This window comes from Mangrovibacter phragmitis (assembly GCF_040429585.1).
Lineage (GTDB): Bacteria > Pseudomonadota > Gammaproteobacteria > Enterobacterales > Enterobacteriaceae > Mangrovibacter > Mangrovibacter phragmitis.
The window spans coordinates 3506796-3525200 of sequence record NZ_CP134782.1; the positions used below are offsets into that span (position 1 = coordinate 3506796).

An 18405-nucleotide genomic window follows, 5' to 3' on the forward strand; every position below is an offset into this window, starting at 1 on the left:
CTGGGGATAACGCCTTAAATGGCGAAGAAACGGTCTAAATAGGCTGATTCAAGGCATTTACGGGAGAAAAAATCGGCTCAAACATGAAGAAATGAAATGACTGAGTCAGCCGAGAAGAATTTCCCCACTTATTCGCACCTTCCCTAACTCACTGCGCTTCACGCGCTGGTTAGCAAGGGTGGTTCTCAGTACTCCCGCAATGACGATATGCTTAGGTTCTTGTCCCAGATCGCGCATTTCCAGCACTACTTTACCGACTACTCTGCACATTTCACGGTACAACTCGTCGTCTTTCGTCTGATTTCCCATTTTTGCCCGCTCGTCATTAACTCAAACCAACAGCATATATCACTCTGAGGATTTAGACAAAATTCAATGAAAATCAAATAAATGTTATCATTCTACTGAATTCTCTGAAGTCGATTAACGAGCTCAGCAAGACTTCCTGCCTGCATTTTTTCCATCACCCGCGCCCGGTGCACTTCAACCGTACGCACGGCAATATTCATGGCATCAGCAATTTCCCGATTCATTAACCCTTTTGCTACCAGATGCGCCAGTTCCCGTTCTTTTGGCGTAAGTTGTTGGTAGCATGAGATGATCTCTTGTCGCGAGAACGCCGCTGCCGAGACCTGCAAGGCATGTTCTAATGCTGCCTGAAGCGGCACGGCTGACACCGGTTTTTGCAAAAAGTCGACCGCGCCACGTTTCATTTGCTCAACCGCCATCGGCACATCGCCGTGCCCGGTGAGAAAGACCACCGCCAGCGTACTTGCTTTCTGACGCATGATTTCATGCACAGCGTGCCCATCCAGTACCGGCATACGCATATCCAGCAGTAGTACGCCCACCTGGTGCAAATTTGCCTCGGCGAGGAATTTCTCGCCTTGCTCCCAGCAAGACACTTCATATCCCAGACTTTCCAATAAAAACGCACAGGCCTGGGTAACGGCAATGTCGTCATCCAGCAGATGAATTATCGCCACTACGGCCTCCTTCCTGATTTGGCTTAAAATACAATGTCACTCTCGCCCCCGCTTTACCGTCCGGGGCCTGCTGATTTTTGATCTCAATATCTCCGTTTGCGTAGCGCACCAGTCGCTGACAAATGGCCAGTCCTAGTCCCATACCTTCTTTGCGGGTGGTCATAAACGGCTGAAACGCCTGATACAACTGAGCCTCGTCAATACCTCCGGCATTATCCTGCACCTGAATACGCACGCCGCCATCCTTATGCAGGGCGCTAAACCATACCGTCGTAGCGCCTGCCTGGGCGGCATTGAGTACCAGGTTAGCCAGCACCTGCTCAAGAAGAACGCTTGGCAGCATCAACGTTAACGCCTTACTAACCTGCGTGTGCAGCGTTATCGCCGGGAATTGCTGGGGCATACGCAGTAATTGCCAGACGTGATGGATAGCATCGTGAACGTTGATGGCTTGCCAGTCATCGGTGAGTACCGGATTGCCCTGTGCCTGGCTGACCCACTGCCGGAGATTGCGCAGCGTATCGGCTCCTCGTTGTGCCTGGGCGTCTATGTGCTCAAGCGCGGGCAGCAACGGATGCTGCTCATCCTGACCACGCAGGCGAATTAGACAGCCTTGGGCATAATGACGGATAGCAGACAACGGCTGATTGAGTTCATGGGCAAAACCGGAGGTCATCTCCCCCAGCACGCTCATTTGGCGGGCAGTCTCCAGCGCCTGTTCCTGTTTGTGCAACAACACGTTGTTCCGCTCCAGCTGCCTGCCACGTCGGCGAACCAACAGCATCACCCAGATGTAATTGAGCGTAAGCAACAGCAATACGATGACCACGCCCCCCATCGCCAGTCGGTGTTGAATAAACCAGCTTTTGACATCCAGCCACAGCTGACGCTGCTGCGGATGCTGTCGGACGTCGCGCAGCAACGCTTCTACTTCACGGGTCGAGGCGGGCGCACCCCAGCGAAACGTCGCGTTTTGCGGTGCATTGAACAGTACCCGCGTGACGCGATCGGCCAGCTCGTCACTCACTACAGGTAGTGCGGCAAATGACCAGTCCGGATAGAGCGGCGTACTGGTTAAACAGGGAATTGAAGTCGGATGATTCAACACGGTCATAAAATCGGTTTTACGGATGAGGCCTTCTTCATCCATTTTTTCCAGCAGGCACACCGGCACGATCACCGCCTGCACGGCTTTTTCACGTAATAAATAGAGTAAGGCATCGGCGGGAAATCCGGTAAACGTCAGACGTAAATCACGTTCAGGGCGCAGACCGGCATCACTGAGCGCTTTATATCCCAGCAAATAGCCGCCAAACGCCTGAGCATCAATGGCGCCAACCGTTTTGCCGATCAGATCGTGTGCGGAGGTTAACCCACTGTCGCGCCTGACGAGAATGGCGCTGCCAATCACGTTACTGGTGGCTTTCCCACCACGGGTGGATCGTAACGACGCCAGCCAGCGTAGCGCTGAGCGGCTGTTAAGCTGGACAAACTGCGCCGGATTGGTGACCACAAAGTGTACCGTTCCACGATTCACCGCCTCCTGCATCTGCCGCAGGTCCAGCGGTTGAATATGAAACTGCTCACCGGGGATTTGCTGATTCAACAAGGTTTCCAGCGGCTGCCAGTGATTACGTGTAGAAACCTCCCCGCGCATCGCCAAAACGCCAATGTTCCATGTCTGCGCCCTGACCGCGCCACTTAGCATCCACAGCGACGCCAGTACCGTCAGACATCTTACTACGTTGCGTCCCACTCAATTGTCCCTGTCAATTATGTTGTTTTAGATCAACAACAAGCCGGGTATGTGGTTAACCACAATAGAGTATACCCCGTCACGATTTTTACACTGTAAATCATTGAGATTCTTTATTCATCACACGCAAATCAACGGCGTGACCAATGTTTCGTTGTTGCATCGTGACGGGAGAAAATATGGACAGCAGTAAACGGCAGTTTCTCCAGCGACTGGGCGTCCTGACCGCTGGCGCATCACTGGTTCCGCTGGCTCAGGCGCAATTTCCCTTTTCGCCTGAACGCCACGAAGGCTCACAACAGCATCGCTACGCCATGCTGGTTGACCTGCGACGCTGTATCGGCTGCCAGGCCTGTACCGTCAGTTGCGCCATTGAAAACCAGACGCCACAGGGCGAATTTCGTACCCTCGTCAACCAGTATCAAGTACAGATTGAAGGCCAGCAAAGCGTTACCAACGTCCTGCTGCCGCGACTGTGCAACCATTGTGATAATCCCCCTTGCGTGCCCGTTTGCCCGGTACAAGCCACTTTCCAACGCGAAGACGGCATTGTGGTGGTCGACAACACACGCTGCGTGGGCTGCGCCTATTGCGTGCAGGCCTGCCCTTATGATGCGCGATTCATCAACCATGAAACGCAAACCGCCGATAAATGTACCTTTTGCGTTCACCGCCTCGAAGCGGGGCTGCTCCCGGCCTGTGTGGAATCCTGCGTCGGCGGCGCGCGCATCATTGGCGATATTAAAGATCCGCACAGCCGCATTTCGCAAATGCTGCATGAGCACCATGATGCCATCAAAGTCCTGAAGCCGGAAAGCGGTACGTCTCCTCACGTGTTCTATCTGGGGCTGGATGAGGCGTTTGTTACCCCATTGATGGGACGTGCTCAACCCGCTCTCTGGCAGGAGGTTTAAATGAACCATTCACTGATTATCGACGAGGTTCTGGCCCATCCCCAGGACGTAAGCTGGTTACCCTGGGCCGTACAATATTTCTTTTTCATCGGCATTGCCGCCTGCGCCGCGCTGTTCGCATGCGTTCTCCACTGGCGCAAAAAAGAAACGGCAGACCTGGAGAATCTGACGCTGCTAATCGCCCTGACCTGCGCGATTACCGCGCCGCTGGCGCTGACTGCTGATCTACACCAAACCGCCCGCGTCTGGCACTTCTATGCGTATCCGACGCCATGGTCCTGGATGCCGTGGGGCGCGCTGTTTTTACCGCTGTTTACCGGTTTTTTAGGTCTGTGGTTTCTGGCGCAGCATGTGAAACGGCTAACGCTAAAAAGTTACAGCGTCACAAAATGGTTAGCACTTGGTAGCGCGCTGTCCGCCATCGGATTGCTGGTTTACACCGGCCGTGAAGTGTCGGTGGTACAGGCGCGTCCCATTTGGTTCAGTTACGCCTTTCCGGTTGCGATGTTCCTCAGCGCGCTGCAAACATTTCTTGCCCTGCTTATTGCCACGACAAATAGCAAGGACGCACTACCGCGTAAGCTAGCGTGGGGGCAAATGGTCACGTTGATCGCGCTGGCTATCGTGGTGGCGATCTGGGCGAGTGGGAATACGCTTTCCGGTTCGGCTATCCGTCAGTGGCTGGATGTTGCCTCTTCAGCACAACACTACGCTATCGGTTGGGTTGCGCTATGGCTTGTTTCGCTTGCTCTTTGCGGGTTGGTTGTACGTTACCCCTTATCGCTACCGCTGCGCATATTACTCGCTTTTAGCGCTATGGCGCTGTGCTGGCTAATGCGCTGGACGTTACTCATCCAGGTGCAGACCGTACCGAAATTTAACGCGCAGTTTAATCCCTATACCCTGCCCGGCGGCACCGATGGCTGGCTGGCTATTGTGGGTACCTTCGGCCTGTGGATAGCACTGATTATTATTGTTCGTGAAGCCCTGAACGCGATCGCAAGGAGAATGCAACATGGCTAATTTAACCCGTCGTCAGTGGCTTAAAGTCGGCCTTGCCGTAGGTGGCATGGTGACTTTTGGCCTGAGTTATCGGGATGTGGCAAAGCGCGCGATAGACGGTTTGTTGGACGGAACCTCGGGCAAAATTACCCGTGACCGCATTTTTGCCAACGCGCTCATCCCCGAAGCCAACGCCCGGCCTCACTGGCAGCAAAACCCGCAGCAGGTGATCTCGATGACGCAGTGCTTTGGTTGCTGGACGCAGTGTGGTGTACGGGTTCGCGTTGACACTGAGCAAGGCAAAGTGCTGCGCATTGCGGGCAACCCTTATCATCCGTTGTCGCACGAGCACCATATAGACGCCTCTGTCCCCTTTGCCACGGCAATGGAACAGTTGACCGGGGAGTCAGGTCTTGACGCACGTTCTACCGCCTGCGCCCGTGGTGCAACCTTACTCGAAGGTCTGTACAGCCCGCTACGTATTCTGGAGCCTATGAAGCGCGTCGGTAAACGCGGTGAAGGAAAATGGCAGCGCATCAGCTTCGAACAGCTGATCAAAGAGGTGGTGGAAGGTGGGGATTTGTTTGGTGAAGGCCACGTTGATGGTCTGAGAGCTATCCACGATCCCACTACACCGCTTGATGCGAAACATCCCGGCTTTGGCCCAAAATCCAATCAACTGCTGGTCACCAATACCAGCGATGAAGGACGTGATACCTTTTTACGTCGCTTCGCACTGAACAGTTTCGGCAGTAAAAACTTCGGCGCTCATGGCGCTTACTGCGGTCTGGCCTATCGGGCCGGTTCAGGTGCGTTAATGGGCGATCTGGATAAAAATACCCACGTAAAACCCGACTGGGATAACGTCGAATTCGCGCTGTTTATGGGCACCTCTCCGGCGCAATCCGGCAACCCGTTTAAGCGCCAGGCCCGCCAGCTGGCCAGCGCCCGTTTACGTGACGACTTCCGCTATGTTGTGGTGGCGCCAGCCCTGCCATTAACCACGGTGCTGGCTGACGATCGCGGCCACTGGCAGCCCGTACGACCGGGAAGCGACTCCGCGCTGGCTATGGGGATGATAAGCTGGATTATCGATAAACAACGCTATAACGCTGATTATCTCGCCATTCCCGGCGTGCAGGCCATGCAGCAGGCAGGAGAAAAAAGCTGGACTAATGCAACGCATCTGGTGATTACCGATGAAATTCCAACGCTTGCCGGACAACACCTGACCCTCGCCCATCTGAGTGCAAACGCAGCCCAGGAGCCGGTGGTCGTCAACGAGGCCGGTGAGATTGTCGCCGCCAGCAGTTGCCCGCGCGCTCAGCTGTTTGTTACCCGTGAAGTGACGCTGGCCGACGGGCAGACAGTAACGGTAAAAAGCAGCTTCCAGTGTCTGCGTGAGTCCGCAGAGAAACTGTCGCTAACGCAGTACAGCCAGCAGTGTGGGGTGTCAGAAGCAGACATTGCCGTTCTGGCCGACGCATTCACCCGCCACGGGCGTAAAGCGGCGGTGATCACGCACGGCGGAATGATGGCAGGCAATGGATTTTATAACGCCTGGTCGGTGATGATGCTCAATGCGCTTATTGGTAACCTCAGCCTTGAAGGCGGCGTGTTCGTCGGCGGCGGCAAATTTAATGGTGCCACCGACGGTCCGCGCTACAACATGGACAGCTTCGCCGGGAAGGTAAAACCGAAAGGGTTAAGCATCGCGCGCAGTAAAACCGCTTATGAGTCTTCGGAAGAGTACCGCAATAAGGTGGCTGCCGGGCAATCGCCCTTCCCGGCTAAAGCGCCGTGGTATCCGTTTGTCGCCGGTCAGCTTACCGAACTCCTCGTCTCGGCGCTTGAAGGTTACCCTTATCCGCTGAAAGCCTGGATCTCCAACATGACCAACCCGTTTTACGGCATTGCGGGGTTACGCGGCGTGGCGGAAGAAAAGCTCAAGGATCCTGCTCGTCTGCCGCTGTTTATTGCCATTGACGCCTTTATGAACGAAACCACGGCGCTGGCAGATTACATCGTGCCGGATACCCACAACTTCGAAAGCTGGGGATTCAGCGCTCCGTGGGCGGGCGTGGCCAGCAAAGCCACCACCGCGCGTTGGCCAGTTGTCAGATCGGCGACCAGCCTCACGGCTGACGGTCAACCGGCCTCGATGGAGTCTTTCTGTATCGCAGTGGCAAAGCGCATCGGGCTACCTGGATTCGGCGACAATGCAATTACCGATCCGCAAGGTAATCACTATCCGTTGAACCGTGCGGAAGATTACTACCTGCGTCTCGCGGCCAATATTGCGTTTATGGGCAAAGCTCCGGTTGCTGAAGCACAGCCGGAAGACATAGCGCTGACCGGGGTCCAGCGGATCATGCCTGTGATGACCCAAACGTTGAAAACCGATGAAATCAGCCGAGTGGCGTTTATCTACTCCCGCGGCGGGCGCTTTGCGCCGGACAACAGCGGGCGAGTTGATAACCGCGTCGGCAATGCCTGGGAAAAACCGCTCCAAATCTGGAATGCGAACGTCGCCGCGCACCGCCATGCGATTACTGGCGAGCGCTACAGCGGCTGCCCGGCCTGGTATCCATCACGTCTGTCAGATGGACGTGCGGTCGAGGAGTTGTTCCCGGAACAAGAGTGGCCGTTGAAGCTGATTTCCTTCAAATCCAATACCATGTCCAGCGCCACGGCGGTGATCCCACGCCTTCATCATCTGAAGCCGGTTAATCTGGTGGCGCTCAATCCACAGGATGGTCAGCGGTATGGTTTAGCACACGGCGATATCGTGCGTATCACCACCCCTGGTGGTCAGGCGCAAGCGCAGATAAGCCTGCTGCATGGCGTCATGCCGGGTGTCATCGCCATTGAACATGGTTACGGACATAAAGAAATGGGCGCGGCACAGCATACCCTCGACGGTGAGCCGATGGCGTTTGATGAGCAGATTAAGTCGGGGATTAATCTCAACGAATTGGGTTTTGCGGACCCAACCCGACAGGTAGCCAATACCTGGCTTGACTGGGTGTCGGGTGCGTCGGTGCGTCAGGGGTTGCCAGCGAGAATTGAGCGAGTGTAGCTCTGGTGCCGCATGGCATCGCGAACGCGTTTTACCCGGCCTACAGGACATCGTAGGCCGGATAAAGCACTGCCGCCACCCGGCAAAAAGCAGATTAGTTGTTTACCGGGATCACCGCACCTTTATATTTAGGGAAGGTGCGAACAAGTCCCTGATATGAGATCATGTTTGTCATCTGGAGCCATGGAACAGGGTTCATCATGAGTCATCAACTTACCTTCGCCGACAGTGAATTCAGCAGTAAGCGCCGTCAGACCAGAAAAGAGATTTTCTTGTCCCGCATGGAGCAGATTCTGCCATGGCAAAACATGGTGGAAGTCATCGAGCCGTTTTACCCCAAGGCTGGTAATGGCCGGCGACCTTATCCGCTGGAAACCATGCTACGCATTCACTGCATGCAGCATTGGTACAACCTGAGCGATGGCGCGATGGAAGATGCTCTGTACGAAATCGCCTCCATGCGTCTGTTTGCCCGGTTATCCCTGGATAGCGCCCTGCCGGACCGCACCACCATCATGAATTTCCGCCACCTGCTGGAGCAGCATCAACTGGCCCGCCAATTGTTCAAGACCATCAATCGCTGGCTGGCCGAAGCAGGCGTCATGATGACTCAAGGCACCTTGGTCGATGCCACCATCATTGAGGCACCCAGCTCGACCAAGAACAAAGAGCAGCAACGCGATCCGGAGATGCATCAGACCAAGAAAGGCAATCAGTGGCACTTTGGCATGAAGGCCCACATTGGTGTCGATGCCAAGAGTGGCCTGACCCACAGCCTGGTCACCACCGCGGCCAACGAGCATGACCTCAATCAGCTGGGTAATCTGCTGCATGGAGAGGAGCAATTTGTCTCAGCCGATGCCGGCTACCAAGGGGCGCCACAGCGCGAGGAGCTGGCCGAGGTGGATGTGGACTGGCTGATCGCCGAGCGCCCCGGCAAGGTAAGAACCTTGAAACAGCATCCACGCAAGAACAAAACGGCCATCAACATCGAATACATGAAAGCCAGCATCCGGGCCAAGGTGGAGCACCCATTTCGCATCATCAAGCGACAGTTCGGCTTCGTGAAAGCCAGATACAAGGGGTTGCTGAAAAACGATAACCAACTGGCGATGTTATTCACGCTGGCCAACCTGTTTCGGGCGGACCAAATGATACGTCAGTGGGAGAGATCTCACTAAAAACTGGGGATAACGCCTTAAATGGCGAAGAAACGGTCTAAATAGGCTGATTCAAGGCATTTACGGGAGAAAAAATCGGCTCAAACATGAAGAAATGAAATGACTGAGTCAGCCGAGAAGAATTTCCCCACTTATTCGCACCTTCCCTAAAGATAAAGAGATTTTTATCGGTTGTCAGAGTGGCCTGCGCGGGCATGTGGCATACCGTATTCTGCAGGCACACGGCTTCCGGGCATATAATCTGAGCGGTGGTTTTATAACCTGGAAAGCGGTTATGGCGTCGATGAATCAATAAGAGATGACGTGCCATATATGGCACGTCATCTTTCCGTATTCATTGAAAACGCATTATTACCATTGCATAAGAGAGCCTTTCAGGGCTGGGGCAACTCCAGTTTTATGGCAGTCTCATCCTCTGCATATTGCAGGAACAAATCTCTGGAAGATGTGCACAGACATCGTGCTTTTTATCGGCCCAGTCTATTGCTGGGTGATACCTGTCTATCGTGAAATGTTAGTAATAAAAAAGGAGTAGCAGAATGAATCTATGGGATGAACGTTACAGCCAGAGTGGTTATGCATATGGCACTGAACCAAGCCAATTTTTAGTTGAACAAATAAACTGGCTAAACCTGAAATCGCCACTGAGCATTCTGAGCCTGGGAGAGGGAGAAGGACGCAACGCAGTCTACCTTGCTACACTGGGTCACCATGTTCACGCTGTCGATGGTTCTGCTGTGGCATTATTGAAAGCACAAGATCTTGCCGCAAGTCGCGATGTTCGTATAGAAACTCAACTCACTGATCTCTCTAACTTCGTTATAGAAAAGCGCTATAATATAGTGGTAATGATTTTTTGCCACTTACCCTCGACTCTTCGCCATAAAATCCACAAAAAAATTGTTGATGCTCTTGCACCTGGTGGGGTGCTGATTTATCAGGCTTACTCACCAAAGCAACTTGGCTATGGAACGGGAGGACCGGAACAGCTGGATCTTCTGGTTGATATTACTGAGCTGAAAAACTGTTTTAACGGTATGGAAGTAATACATGAAAATATGTATGAAAAAGAAATTATTGAAGGTAAATATCATACTGGCCTCGCTGCAGTGACAGAGTTTGTTGCGAGACTAAATAACTTCGCAGAATAATAGATCACGTTAAGGGAACTCAGTCCGAGTTGAGCGAGCTGATCAATCGCCAAACCAACCATAATAACCAACTGGACTGAGCGATGCCGATCATAGCAGCAATTTCTAATAAAGAACGACGACTGATGCGTAAAGAAGCCCGACAAACCCGGGATAAAAATTATGCCCGGCGGATTATTGCCATGTTGATGCTACATCGGGGTATATTAATCAATAGGGAGCAGGTCACGACCATTTGCGTATTCAGATGATTTTTAGTAGCTTATTTATTAAACGAAATGAGGAGTTGTGACCATGAGTGAGGACGGTTTCAATAAAGATGACCTCAGCAGCACCTTTGCGCGATTCACCTCGAAACGCAGTAACATCGTTTATGATGAATCCAAACTGAAATTAAAGAAGACCGAACCTATGTCATTACCTAGTGCGACAAGTTCCTTAGGTGGTGCGGTACTATCAGGTGTTGCATCTGCGGTTGTTGCTGGCTCGCCTAAAAAAATTGACGACAAAGAGTTCAGGAAAGACAGGCCTTGGCTTTGGTTCAGTTGGGAACGGAGAGAGGATTTCGAATAAAAAGGAGGAAAATTTCCTCCTTTTTTTATGTTTATTTTTTTAAAGCCTGATTAACTCCAGCTTTAAGTCCACCCGATGCTGCGTCGATTGCCATTCCCTGAGCTTGTTTTCCCGCCTCAGAACCTGCCTGCATAGGCATTTTTGAAGCGTTACTCATCAAGCTTGCCATAGAACCGAGTTGAGCTCCGGCCCAACTAAACATACCAACCCAGAACATTGGGAATACCACATACATCATCCCCAGCACCAGATTCATGATCCAGCCGTCATTGGTTGAGCTGATAAAATTCGCAAAAGGTACAGAACTGGCCAGTCCCTGCTGGGCCATATTATCGTAGAGGATGGTGATCAGACGATCATCGAGCCAGCCAGCCAACTCCCACCAGAAAGTAATGAACTGCAGCGCAAACAGCGCAAATGATATGGTCACCACCGTTTTGGGCTCATAGGCACTGAACATCATCAGGACCGGTATTACCGTAATAATCATCATCTGCAGCAGTGCCTGAATCATCGGAAGCGCCTGTTTCAGCGCATCAAATCCCGGCAGCGCTTCCGCCTGCTTGAGGCCAAGCCCGATGGTGGAGGTCAGTCGTGTCATATTACCGACCACGCCGCTCACGTTATCAGAACTTCCCACAGCATACGTCGTTCCGTCTCCGGAGAGGCCGGCATTACGCGGGCTGACCAGCCAGCGCAGGGCGACCTCTTCCCACTGCGTCCCCGGGAATGATCGCTGCATCTCCTTACGCGTGTTGTCACCAAAGCTGGCCAGTACCCGCTTGCGCAGCCCGGACGAGCCATCTGACCACCACGTTTTACAGGTGGGATAGCCTCCCTGCCCGGTATCCGGATAACCGCTGTCGCGCGTGCTGTCATACGGCCACTGGCTCCGCGGTGTGGAGGCGGTGTAATAATCGTAATAGCCGGACGTATTCAGAAAATAGTCGCTGCCAATCCAGCCCACCGAGTTGATGGTGGCATCACTGAGCTGGTTGTTGCTGTTCTTGAGACGAAAGTACGCTCTGGAGTAACACTGGTTAGCAAAATCCTGTACCTCCTGAAGCAGTACCGGGTCACGCAGCTTCGTGTTCTGCACGTCAAACCGCATCTGACGCAGCTCCGTACCGCAGGGGATGGACGCAATCATCGCCTGTGTGGTGCCTTTCGACATCATATGCAGCAGATACCACCAGATGGGCACCTCGGCCGTGCGCCCGTCAAAGTCGTTCACCAGTCCGCTGTAACCGGAGTTCTGTGGCGCGGGTACACTGACACCGCACTGTTTTGCCCGGGAACTGTCGAATTTAATGGTACTGATATCCACCGGCAGCAGCGGAATGCAGCAGAACAACATCACCACAAACGACACGTAAAGCGCATGCTCGATGCGTGGCAGTGCCAGCAACCCTTTGTTGCCTTCGTCCGCGCCTTCCTCCCGGACCTTCAGCCACACACCCATCACCTTAAAGACCAGCGGCAGGGCGAACAGCCCCGTGCTGCCGAGGATGGTCCACATGGCGTTGTTCATCACCCAGCCGAACAGGATGAGAAAATACTCCAGAAAACTGTTCGCAGTCATTGTCCCCTCCTCAGGCCACGCCTGCCCAGGCCACGCACTCAGTGGCCACAATAAACAGCACGCTGAGCAGCTCCGTGCGCGGCAGGCGGGCCCGGACCTCCGGCCAGCTCGCCTGCATCTGCGGCCGGACCTTCATCCGCCAGGCTACCGCGATGCCGGCATACATGAACAGCCGCCAGGTAAACAGTGCCCAGCGGCTGTCATGCAGCCAGCGACGTGTCAGGTGGCCATCCGGGTCATACGCCATAAACACAGAGGCCAGTGCAAACATGGCCACGGTTATAAGCAGTAAGGCGGCGATCATCAGGACAATGCGGCCCGTACGACCGCGAAGAAAAGAGCGCTTCATATCACTGTGCTCCTGAGGATTGCGTCTGGTTCATCTGGCTGAAGCCCTGGTCCTGGTTGCCGGATTTCTGCTGCAACTGGTTATCCTGATTACGGGCACCCTGACGTTCCAGCGTAGTGAGCAGGCTGTTGTTGCTAATCGCCTTACGCAGCTCCATCTCGTTACGCAGGGCATTCAGTTCCCGGTCCAGGGCATCGATGCGGCGGTCACCCTCGGCAATCGCCTCTGGCTGCTCGGCGGCATTCGGTTCAGACTCACCGGTGGTCAGCATGCGGCGCATGGTGAGCGCGGTCTCGACGGTGTCGGCCATCGCCAGCTCACCCGCCAGACGCTGCACCAGAGCAGCTTTATCGGGGTCATCGCGCAGCGACTGAATGACGCCGCGTGTCACCACCAGACTGCCGGTTTTGAGCACCCCCAGATTATCCGCTGTGGGCTGGAGCTGGCCGCCGACCAGCTTATCCAGTTGTTCCAGGTTGGTTTTCGTTGCATCCTCCAGCACCGGCGAGAAACCGGTGCCGGCAACGGTGCTGCCGGGCTGATTATCCGTGCCACCACTGGTACATTCACTGGTCTCACGGCAGGTACGGATGGAGCGGTCGCCCAGCACTTTCACCACCGCAGTTGCCGCATCATCCGACGACTTCCAGCGTTGACAGACCGTGCCGTTGCAGCTGGCGGAGCCCACGCTGCTGTTGCTGGTCACCGGCAGGCTGTTCATCATGTTATAACCGGCTTTCGCCAGGTCCCGGGTGGGCTGGATAGCCTGCTGCCCCTTACCACCGCGCTTCTGGCCGCCGACCCAGGTGACACCTTCTTCACCGGTGGCCTTCTGCAATTGCTGGTCGCTGGAGACCGCATCCCCGCCGCTGGACGCCACGATATCCTTGTACTCCTCAGATACAGCAGCCTGCTGCCACTTGCTGCCCACAGTGTAATCGGCGAGTTTTTTCGACATATTCTGGCAGTTCAGCAGGGCTTTGTCGTAACTGAGCCCCGCCTGAAGCACCCCGTTGGTGAGCATTTCATACAGACCCGGGTTGGCACGCTGAATGGCCATTGCCGGCATGCTCATGACAGCCCCGGTCGCCCCCTGAATCACATTGCCCATCAGGTCTTTAAACCCACTGGTGATACCGTTAAGCTGGTTGCCCACAGTGGTTTTCAGGTCGAAGTTGCCGCACATGAGGTCACTGCTCCAGCCGCCGTTCAGCCCCAAACGCGACATGTTGCTGCGGCTTGGCGGCGGAGAAATCACTGAGCCACCACCGATGGAATAAAAAAGGCCGTCATTGATGGCACCGCTGACCGAGGCACCGTCGGACGAAAGCGCGGTATTCACGGCCAGTGCCGGCAGGGAAAGAGCGGCAAAAAGCGCCAGTGTCGCCAGTGGGCGGCGCAGCCGCTGCGGATATTGCTGTTTCATCTGCATAATCCTCATGAGAAATCGGTGCTGTAAAGGAAGGTCTGGCCACGTCGTTTGCAGCAACTGTAGGGCTGCCACAGTGCCCAGGCATAGTTGCCGTCTTCAGCCGTCAGTCCGCCGGTGTCGGGGAACACCGCGCAGCTCTGCGACAACTGCGGAGAGAGGCGCTGCCACTTGTGATTTTTCGTGCCGGTATTCTCCTGCACCGGCTCAGGTGGCCAGTACCCCGGTGATCGCTGGCCGGTAAGCGGGCTGTAAACATGCAGCTGTCCCTGGCGGGTGATGATGTCGGCCACGCGCTGCACCACGACGGCCGCCGATTTGTAGCTGTCGGTCTGGGTGACAAAGCCACTGCGGGGGTAGACATTGCCCCACATATTGCCACTGGTCGTGCTGCCGATTTCACGCTGCCCCGGGATTAACGCCTCCGGGTAGAGCGATTCCGGCACGCCGGTGCGCCAGGCCAGCGCATCGAGAGCGCTTGTGAAGTAAGGCATAAAGGGCGTGGCGGCACTGTCACAGGAATAACCCGGGACCATCCCGCCGATGAGCCTGGTGGCCGGATGGCCATAGGCGTCACCATAGTAAAAGTGCAGGTTCTGCTTGCGCTCACCCGGGGCTTTCATCTCCTGACGGCCACCGCCGGTGGCCACACCGGCCGCACTACCCAACAACGTACTTTCGGCACCGTCGGCCAGGCTGCTGACGCCGGACATCTCCGTCCAGGGATTGGCCCCCGGGCTGAGGTAGGCTGAGACCACGGCTTCAGGAATAAAATGCGTGACCTTCACTGACGTTTTTACCGAGCAGCCGAACGGCGTACAGAACAGCCAGTAACAGATACCGCTGATGCGCCAGCTGATACAGTCCGGACTGGCGGCACTGGAGAGCAGGCTGGCGGTATTGACGCTGGCCATCGTGCCCGTACAGACCATTAACGTGGCCAGCGCCAGCCGGCGCGGGCGGGAGAAAGACATTTTCACTGTGCCTTCTCCTTCCATACGTTCAGCTTCTGTGTGGCAACGCCGACGTCAGAGGTGCCGTAAACCACCCACTTATCGTCAAACACCACGGCGGGGTATTTCTCAAGACCCAGCGACCAGGCACGCGTGAGGCCGGCATAAGCCCCGGCAAGGTCCTGCTGGCGTCGCTGAAAATCCGGTGAACCGATAACCGTCCGCGCCTGCTGCTCAGCCTGCGCCGGGTCTGCCGGCAGCGGCCCGAACAGCTGCGCCTGCAGCCGGTCAGGGGCATCGAGCAGAACGACGGTCACGTCAGGACCGGGGTTGCCCGTGACCGGGTGGGTACTGTCGGTATAAATGACGGTGCCGGCACGGACGCCGGCGGTAAGGAAAAGTGCTGCGAGGCAGCAGACAGGTAATTTCATGAAGAACACTCCCTGAGTGAGTAACCCGCTCAGGGTGCGGTCAATGATACAGCTGGTCAGTAATTAACTCTGAGCCCGGTGCCGATAATTTATTATCCGTATGACTGGTTGACAGAAAGCAAAATCCACACCACCCGGCCGGCTGACAAACCCTGTATTATGCACAGTCAGGGAATGTCATCGATGGCGCTGTCGCGACGCCAGATAATCCATTTCCCGGATAAACCCGGCCGCTGCCGCGTTACGCTCTATGCTCCATCGTGTTTCGCCCTCCTGCATAAGCGGAAGCCAGTCTGCCGGGACATTTTCCCCAAGTGGCTGATCAAAATCCTGTTCATACAGGTCATCAGCCTCACTGCACGACGTGGTATTTCTGGCATACCACTGGTCACTGTTTTCCCAGGCCCGCATGGCCCAGGCGGCCAGTTCCTCCTCTTCTGAATCGGTCATATAAGCAAGAAACGCCACAGCCCTGTCATTCAGATTTTCCTCAGTTGCCCCGGGTAAAATGGACAGATAATGCAATTTACGGGACTCCAGCCACATTTGCTCTTCGGCTTCATCTGCCAGTTGCTCATCCGTCAGGATATCGGTCGCATCTTTATCTGAAGCGTACCATTCCTCCAGGGCCTGCTGCTCACGTAGCCGCGCGAGCTTATTTTCACGCGTCTGCTCAATACCTGCGGCCACCACATTGTTCCAGTCGGTCTCCGCCGGTGCTGCCGTACCCGCACCGTTCAGCTGCAGGTTGAAAAAGCGGAGCCGGGCTGCATCTTCCGGCTCAGACGGTGCGTTCACAGCGTCCTCAATGCCTTCATGGCTGATGACACCGGGAAGCCCCTTTTTCTCCCGGCCGGTACTGGCTCGCTCGGTCAGGTAACGTTCCCGCCATGCAGTGCCGTTGGCACGCTTGCTCTCCGCTTCCAGACTGGTGGTGTATTTCATCAGCCAGACGTGCATATAACGCTGCCTGTCGGGGGCGCACAGGGTACTGATGTCATGAAACCGCTGGTAAAAGGCCTCATCATGGCCACAGTCCAGGCTGTCACCCTCATGTGCCACCTCATGCTCCGTCAGGCTGAACAGCAGGCTGGCGGTACGCAGCGCATCAGGCTTCAGCCGACGCACGATATCAATGTTGTAGGCAATATAGGTTTCACCGTCCGTCCAGGCATCGGACGACGTGGACTCACCCAGCAGGATCTGGAAGCATTTGCCGTCGTAAGAACGTGACTGATAACCCGCCTCACCACCCGAACAGACGGCAGCATACTGGGCCAGGCACCATCGCAGCGCCGTCCACGCCCGCCGGGTCTCCTTATCCAGTTGTTTCTCACTGACCATCTGCGTGCTGTCGATAAAGTTTGCACTGAGCGTCTCAAAATCAACGAGTGCCAGTTCTGACAGCCAGCCGGAGCCCCATCGCTGCTCCCGGGGCAGGGGTTCCCGGTACGCCATGAGGTTTACCCGGACACGGCTCAGGCACTCCATGAACTCTTCCGGCTCATAACAGCCAAAACGGGAAAGCGTGACCGGATGCACCACCGGTGCGATCCCCGCACGGGCAATGAGTTCTCCCCGGGGCACATCACCGGCATAGCGGATGAGAGTGAAACAGTTTTTATCCACCGCAGAGGGGTAATGGCAGCATTTACGGATGAAGTGCTCCAGCGTAACATGCTGCTTTCCGGGCAGCAGGGTGATGACCTCTTCACCATTGAAAAGACTCTGCATGTCTCCCTCGCCGGACAGCAGCGATCGCGCCGTTTTCTCCCGTCGGGCTTCCGTTTTACGGTGTTTACCCTGATTGTCAGAAAAAGTGGCAGTAAGCCGGCCAAACCGGGCCGCAATCGATGTCCACACAGGGTAGGTCTTGCGCAGGATTTCGGTGCGTGAGACGTTCAGCGCGAGCGGCTTTTTACTGACGATAAGGCCACCCACGCCCCAGATATGAGCCGGGTCATGTCGTACCAGGACGCCCTGATTGTAAATGGATACGGCACCGTCTTCGCGCAGGCGATACCAGGCCTCATCGTCCTCCATATCCCACTTTTCCAGCGCTGGCTTGCGGGTAATGATGGTGCCGTTGAGATGTACCGTGACGGGCGTATAGCGCACCAGGTCGCGGATTTCCTGGAGGCAGGACATACGCTCCTGGCTGGTGAGCGGCTCATACCATTCACCGCTGATGATGCATCCCTGAATCGGCTGAGTCAGTTCTTCCAGATCATAGTGATACCCCATTTCGCGCGTATCAACCGACATCTGCCATCGCTGCGAACGCCACAGCGTCCGGGCATGTGCCATAATCTGCCCCCGCCCGAGCCGGAAACGGCCGTAAGTGGCATCGCCCTCCTGGTGCGGGGTGCCGAACCGGCCAAAGTAGCGCTTAACATCATCGTATGACGCAAAACCCCGGCCATCATCCCGGCAGGAGAAGCCTTCCGGGGTAATATCGATAATCACCGCGCCGGCGCCGGCATCGACGCTGTTCATGATGAGTTCTATCACGGCCTTGCCGATGGAACCGGCCTGGCTGTAAATGATGTGATGGATAATCTGTGGATCGAGTTCAAAGGGATAGCGCATCAGAAGTCTCCGTTATGGGGGTTCAGATGCCATTTTCCGGAAGCGCGCTGAGGGTTAAATAAAGAACTGTGATTGCGTCTGTGGAAGAATAGCCGGCAATGTCATGACTGCCTGGCGATGGAGATATATGGAACTGAAAGACAGTATTGCTGAAAGTCTGGAACACCGGGGGAAGTGGCGCCGTGCCGCCCGCCGGTGGCTGGCTGTGATGGACCTGTCGGACGACGATGCCGTACGGGAAGCCATTGTCCGTCGCAGGGAACACTGCATCAGTATGGGCGCAAACATCGCACCGGACGGACGACGAAATGAAACACGACGCCTGTATAAAATGCAGAGTCGCTACAACAATGGCTACTGACAACTCGGGACTTGCATCGAAGAGGCAGACTGTAATGTTTCAGACACGATATTCCCGAAGGACTGAAAG

Annotated in this window: 16 protein-coding genes and 1 pseudogene; 8 read left to right on the forward strand and 9 right to left on the reverse strand. The window is 55.3% G+C overall.

Annotated features, from left to right (window positions below; all coding sequences use genetic code 11):
* Positions 1-105: 105 nt before the first annotated feature.
* From fumD to ttrS, 3 genes are all read right to left on the reverse strand, one after another.
* The gene (gene fumD, locus MPHASIOC01_RS16900; RefSeq protein WP_000528119.1) at positions 106-309 is read right to left on the reverse strand and encodes a fumarate hydratase FumD; all 204 of its coding nucleotides are present in this window, start codon (positions 307-309) and stop codon (positions 106-108) included.
* Between the two features lie 92 nt (positions 310-401).
* Entirely contained in the window at positions 402-986 is a 585-nt protein-coding gene (gene ttrR / locus MPHASIOC01_RS16905) for a tetrathionate respiration response regulator TtrR (RefSeq protein WP_000974596.1), read from the reverse strand.
* Entirely contained in the window at positions 961-2694 is a 1734-nt protein-coding gene (ttrS, locus tag MPHASIOC01_RS16910; protein WP_000948388.1) for a tetrathionate respiration histidine kinase TtrS, read from the reverse strand. The genes ttrR and ttrS overlap by 26 nt, the downstream gene beginning before the upstream one ends.
* A 227-nt stretch (positions 2695-2921) precedes the next feature.
* Here ttrS and ttrB point away from each other — a divergent pair, with 227 nt between their 5' ends.
* The 7 genes and pseudogenes from ttrB to MPHASIOC01_RS16950 all read left to right on the forward strand — a co-directional run bounded on the left by ttrB (position 2922) and on the right by MPHASIOC01_RS16950 (position 10642).
* Complete coding sequence (gene ttrB / locus MPHASIOC01_RS16915; RefSeq protein ID WP_000378466.1) at positions 2922-3656, forward strand: tetrathionate reductase subunit TtrB; 735 nt, start codon at positions 2922-2924, stop codon at positions 3654-3656.
* Positions 3657-4679, forward strand: a complete 1023-nt coding sequence (gene ttrC / locus MPHASIOC01_RS16920; RefSeq protein ID WP_001016644.1) for a tetrathionate reductase subunit TtrC — start codon at positions 3657-3659, stop codon at positions 4677-4679.
* Positions 4672-7737: a tetrathionate reductase subunit TtrA gene (ttrA, locus tag MPHASIOC01_RS16925; RefSeq protein WP_000002334.1), complete on the forward strand. Its 3066-nt coding sequence runs from the start codon at positions 4672-4674 to the stop codon at positions 7735-7737. The genes ttrC and ttrA overlap by 8 nt, the downstream gene beginning before the upstream one ends.
* A gap of 200 nt (positions 7738-7937) precedes the next feature.
* Positions 7938-8918, forward strand: a complete 981-nt coding sequence (locus MPHASIOC01_RS16930; protein WP_000019402.1) for an IS5-like element IS5 family transposase — start codon at positions 7938-7940, stop codon at positions 8916-8918.
* A gap of 145 nt (positions 8919-9063) precedes the next feature.
* A pseudogene (locus MPHASIOC01_RS16935) lies at positions 9064-9213 on the forward strand (rhodanese-like domain-containing protein); the annotation flags it as partial.
* A gap of 244 nt (positions 9214-9457) precedes the next feature.
* Positions 9458-10069, forward strand: coding sequence for a cyclopropane-fatty-acyl-phospholipid synthase family protein (locus tag MPHASIOC01_RS16940; protein ID WP_187973452.1), 612 nt, complete (start codon positions 9458-9460; stop codon positions 10067-10069).
* A gap of 294 nt (positions 10070-10363) precedes the next feature.
* On the forward strand, positions 10364-10642 hold the full coding sequence (locus tag MPHASIOC01_RS16950) for a hypothetical protein (protein ID WP_187973453.1): 279 nt from the start codon (positions 10364-10366) through the stop codon (positions 10640-10642).
* A gap of 31 nt (positions 10643-10673) precedes the next feature.
* Here the strand turns inward: MPHASIOC01_RS16950 and MPHASIOC01_RS16955 are convergent, their stop codons facing one another.
* The 6 genes from MPHASIOC01_RS16955 to MPHASIOC01_RS16980 all read right to left on the reverse strand — a co-directional run bounded on the left by MPHASIOC01_RS16955 (position 10674) and on the right by MPHASIOC01_RS16980 (position 17975).
* Positions 10674-12224 carry a conjugal transfer protein TraG N-terminal domain-containing protein gene (locus tag MPHASIOC01_RS16955; protein ID WP_187973454.1) on the reverse strand — a complete coding sequence of 517 codons (1551 nt, stop codon included), beginning with the start codon at positions 12222-12224 and terminating at the stop codon, positions 10674-10676.
* A gap of 10 nt (positions 12225-12234) precedes the next feature.
* A complete protein-coding gene (locus MPHASIOC01_RS16960) occupies positions 12235-12573 on the reverse strand; it encodes a hypothetical protein (protein ID WP_187973455.1) in 339 nt (112 codons plus the stop codon).
* Position 12574: 1 nt separating this feature from the next.
* Positions 12575-13999 carry an integrating conjugative element protein gene (locus MPHASIOC01_RS16965; RefSeq protein ID WP_187973456.1) on the reverse strand — a complete coding sequence of 475 codons (1425 nt, stop codon included), beginning with the start codon at positions 13997-13999 and terminating at the stop codon, positions 12575-12577.
* Between the two features lie 11 nt (positions 14000-14010).
* A complete protein-coding gene (locus MPHASIOC01_RS16970) occupies positions 14011-14976 on the reverse strand; it encodes a TIGR03756 family integrating conjugative element protein (RefSeq protein ID WP_277421885.1) in 966 nt (321 codons plus the stop codon).
* Positions 14977-14978: 2 nt separating this feature from the next.
* Positions 14979-15386, reverse strand: a complete 408-nt coding sequence (locus MPHASIOC01_RS16975; protein ID WP_187973458.1) for a TIGR03757 family integrating conjugative element protein — start codon at positions 15384-15386, stop codon at positions 14979-14981.
* Positions 15387-15563: 177 nt separating this feature from the next.
* On the reverse strand, positions 15564-17975 hold the full coding sequence (locus tag MPHASIOC01_RS16980) for an ATP-binding protein (RefSeq protein ID WP_353612962.1): 2412 nt from the start codon (positions 17973-17975) through the stop codon (positions 15564-15566).
* A gap of 127 nt (positions 17976-18102) precedes the next feature.
* Here MPHASIOC01_RS16980 and MPHASIOC01_RS16985 point away from each other — a divergent pair, with 127 nt between their 5' ends.
* On the forward strand, positions 18103-18336 hold the full coding sequence (locus MPHASIOC01_RS16985; RefSeq protein ID WP_187973507.1) for a PerC family transcriptional regulator: 234 nt from the start codon (positions 18103-18105) through the stop codon (positions 18334-18336).
* Positions 18337-18405: the final 69 nt, after the last annotated feature.

Coding starts and splice junctions, on each gene's coding strand:
- fumD (WP_000528119.1), bottom strand. CDS start 309: ATGGGAAATCAGACGAAAGACGACGAGTTGTACCGTGAAATGTGCAGA.
- ttrS (WP_000948388.1), bottom strand. CDS start 2,694: ATGCTAAGTGGCGCGGTCAGGGCGCAGACATGGAACATTGGCGTTTTG.
- ttrB (WP_000378466.1), top strand. CDS start 2,922: ATGGACAGCAGTAAACGGCAGTTTCTCCAGCGACTGGGCGTCCTGACC.
- ttrC (WP_001016644.1), top strand. CDS start 3,657: ATGAACCATTCACTGATTATCGACGAGGTTCTGGCCCATCCCCAGGAC.
- ttrA (WP_000002334.1), top strand. CDS start 4,672: ATGGCTAATTTAACCCGTCGTCAGTGGCTTAAAGTCGGCCTTGCCGTA.
- MPHASIOC01_RS16930 (WP_000019402.1), top strand. CDS start 7,938: ATGAGTCATCAACTTACCTTCGCCGACAGTGAATTCAGCAGTAAGCGC.
- MPHASIOC01_RS16940 (WP_187973452.1), top strand. CDS start 9,458: ATGAATCTATGGGATGAACGTTACAGCCAGAGTGGTTATGCATATGGC.
- MPHASIOC01_RS16950 (WP_187973453.1), top strand. CDS start 10,364: ATGAGTGAGGACGGTTTCAATAAAGATGACCTCAGCAGCACCTTTGCG.
- MPHASIOC01_RS16955 (WP_187973454.1), bottom strand. CDS start 12,224: ATGACTGCGAACAGTTTTCTGGAGTATTTTCTCATCCTGTTCGGCTGG.
- MPHASIOC01_RS16960 (WP_187973455.1), bottom strand. CDS start 12,573: ATGAAGCGCTCTTTTCTTCGCGGTCGTACGGGCCGCATTGTCCTGATG.
- MPHASIOC01_RS16965 (WP_187973456.1), bottom strand. CDS start 13,999: ATGAAACAGCAATATCCGCAGCGGCTGCGCCGCCCACTGGCGACACTG.
- MPHASIOC01_RS16970 (WP_277421885.1), bottom strand. CDS start 14,976: ATGTCTTTCTCCCGCCCGCGCCGGCTGGCGCTGGCCACGTTAATGGTC.
- MPHASIOC01_RS16975 (WP_187973458.1), bottom strand. CDS start 15,386: ATGAAATTACCTGTCTGCTGCCTCGCAGCACTTTTCCTTACCGCCGGC.
- MPHASIOC01_RS16980 (WP_353612962.1), bottom strand. CDS start 17,975: ATGCGCTATCCCTTTGAACTCGATCCACAGATTATCCATCACATCATT.
- MPHASIOC01_RS16985 (WP_187973507.1), top strand. CDS start 18,103: ATGGAACTGAAAGACAGTATTGCTGAAAGTCTGGAACACCGGGGGAAG.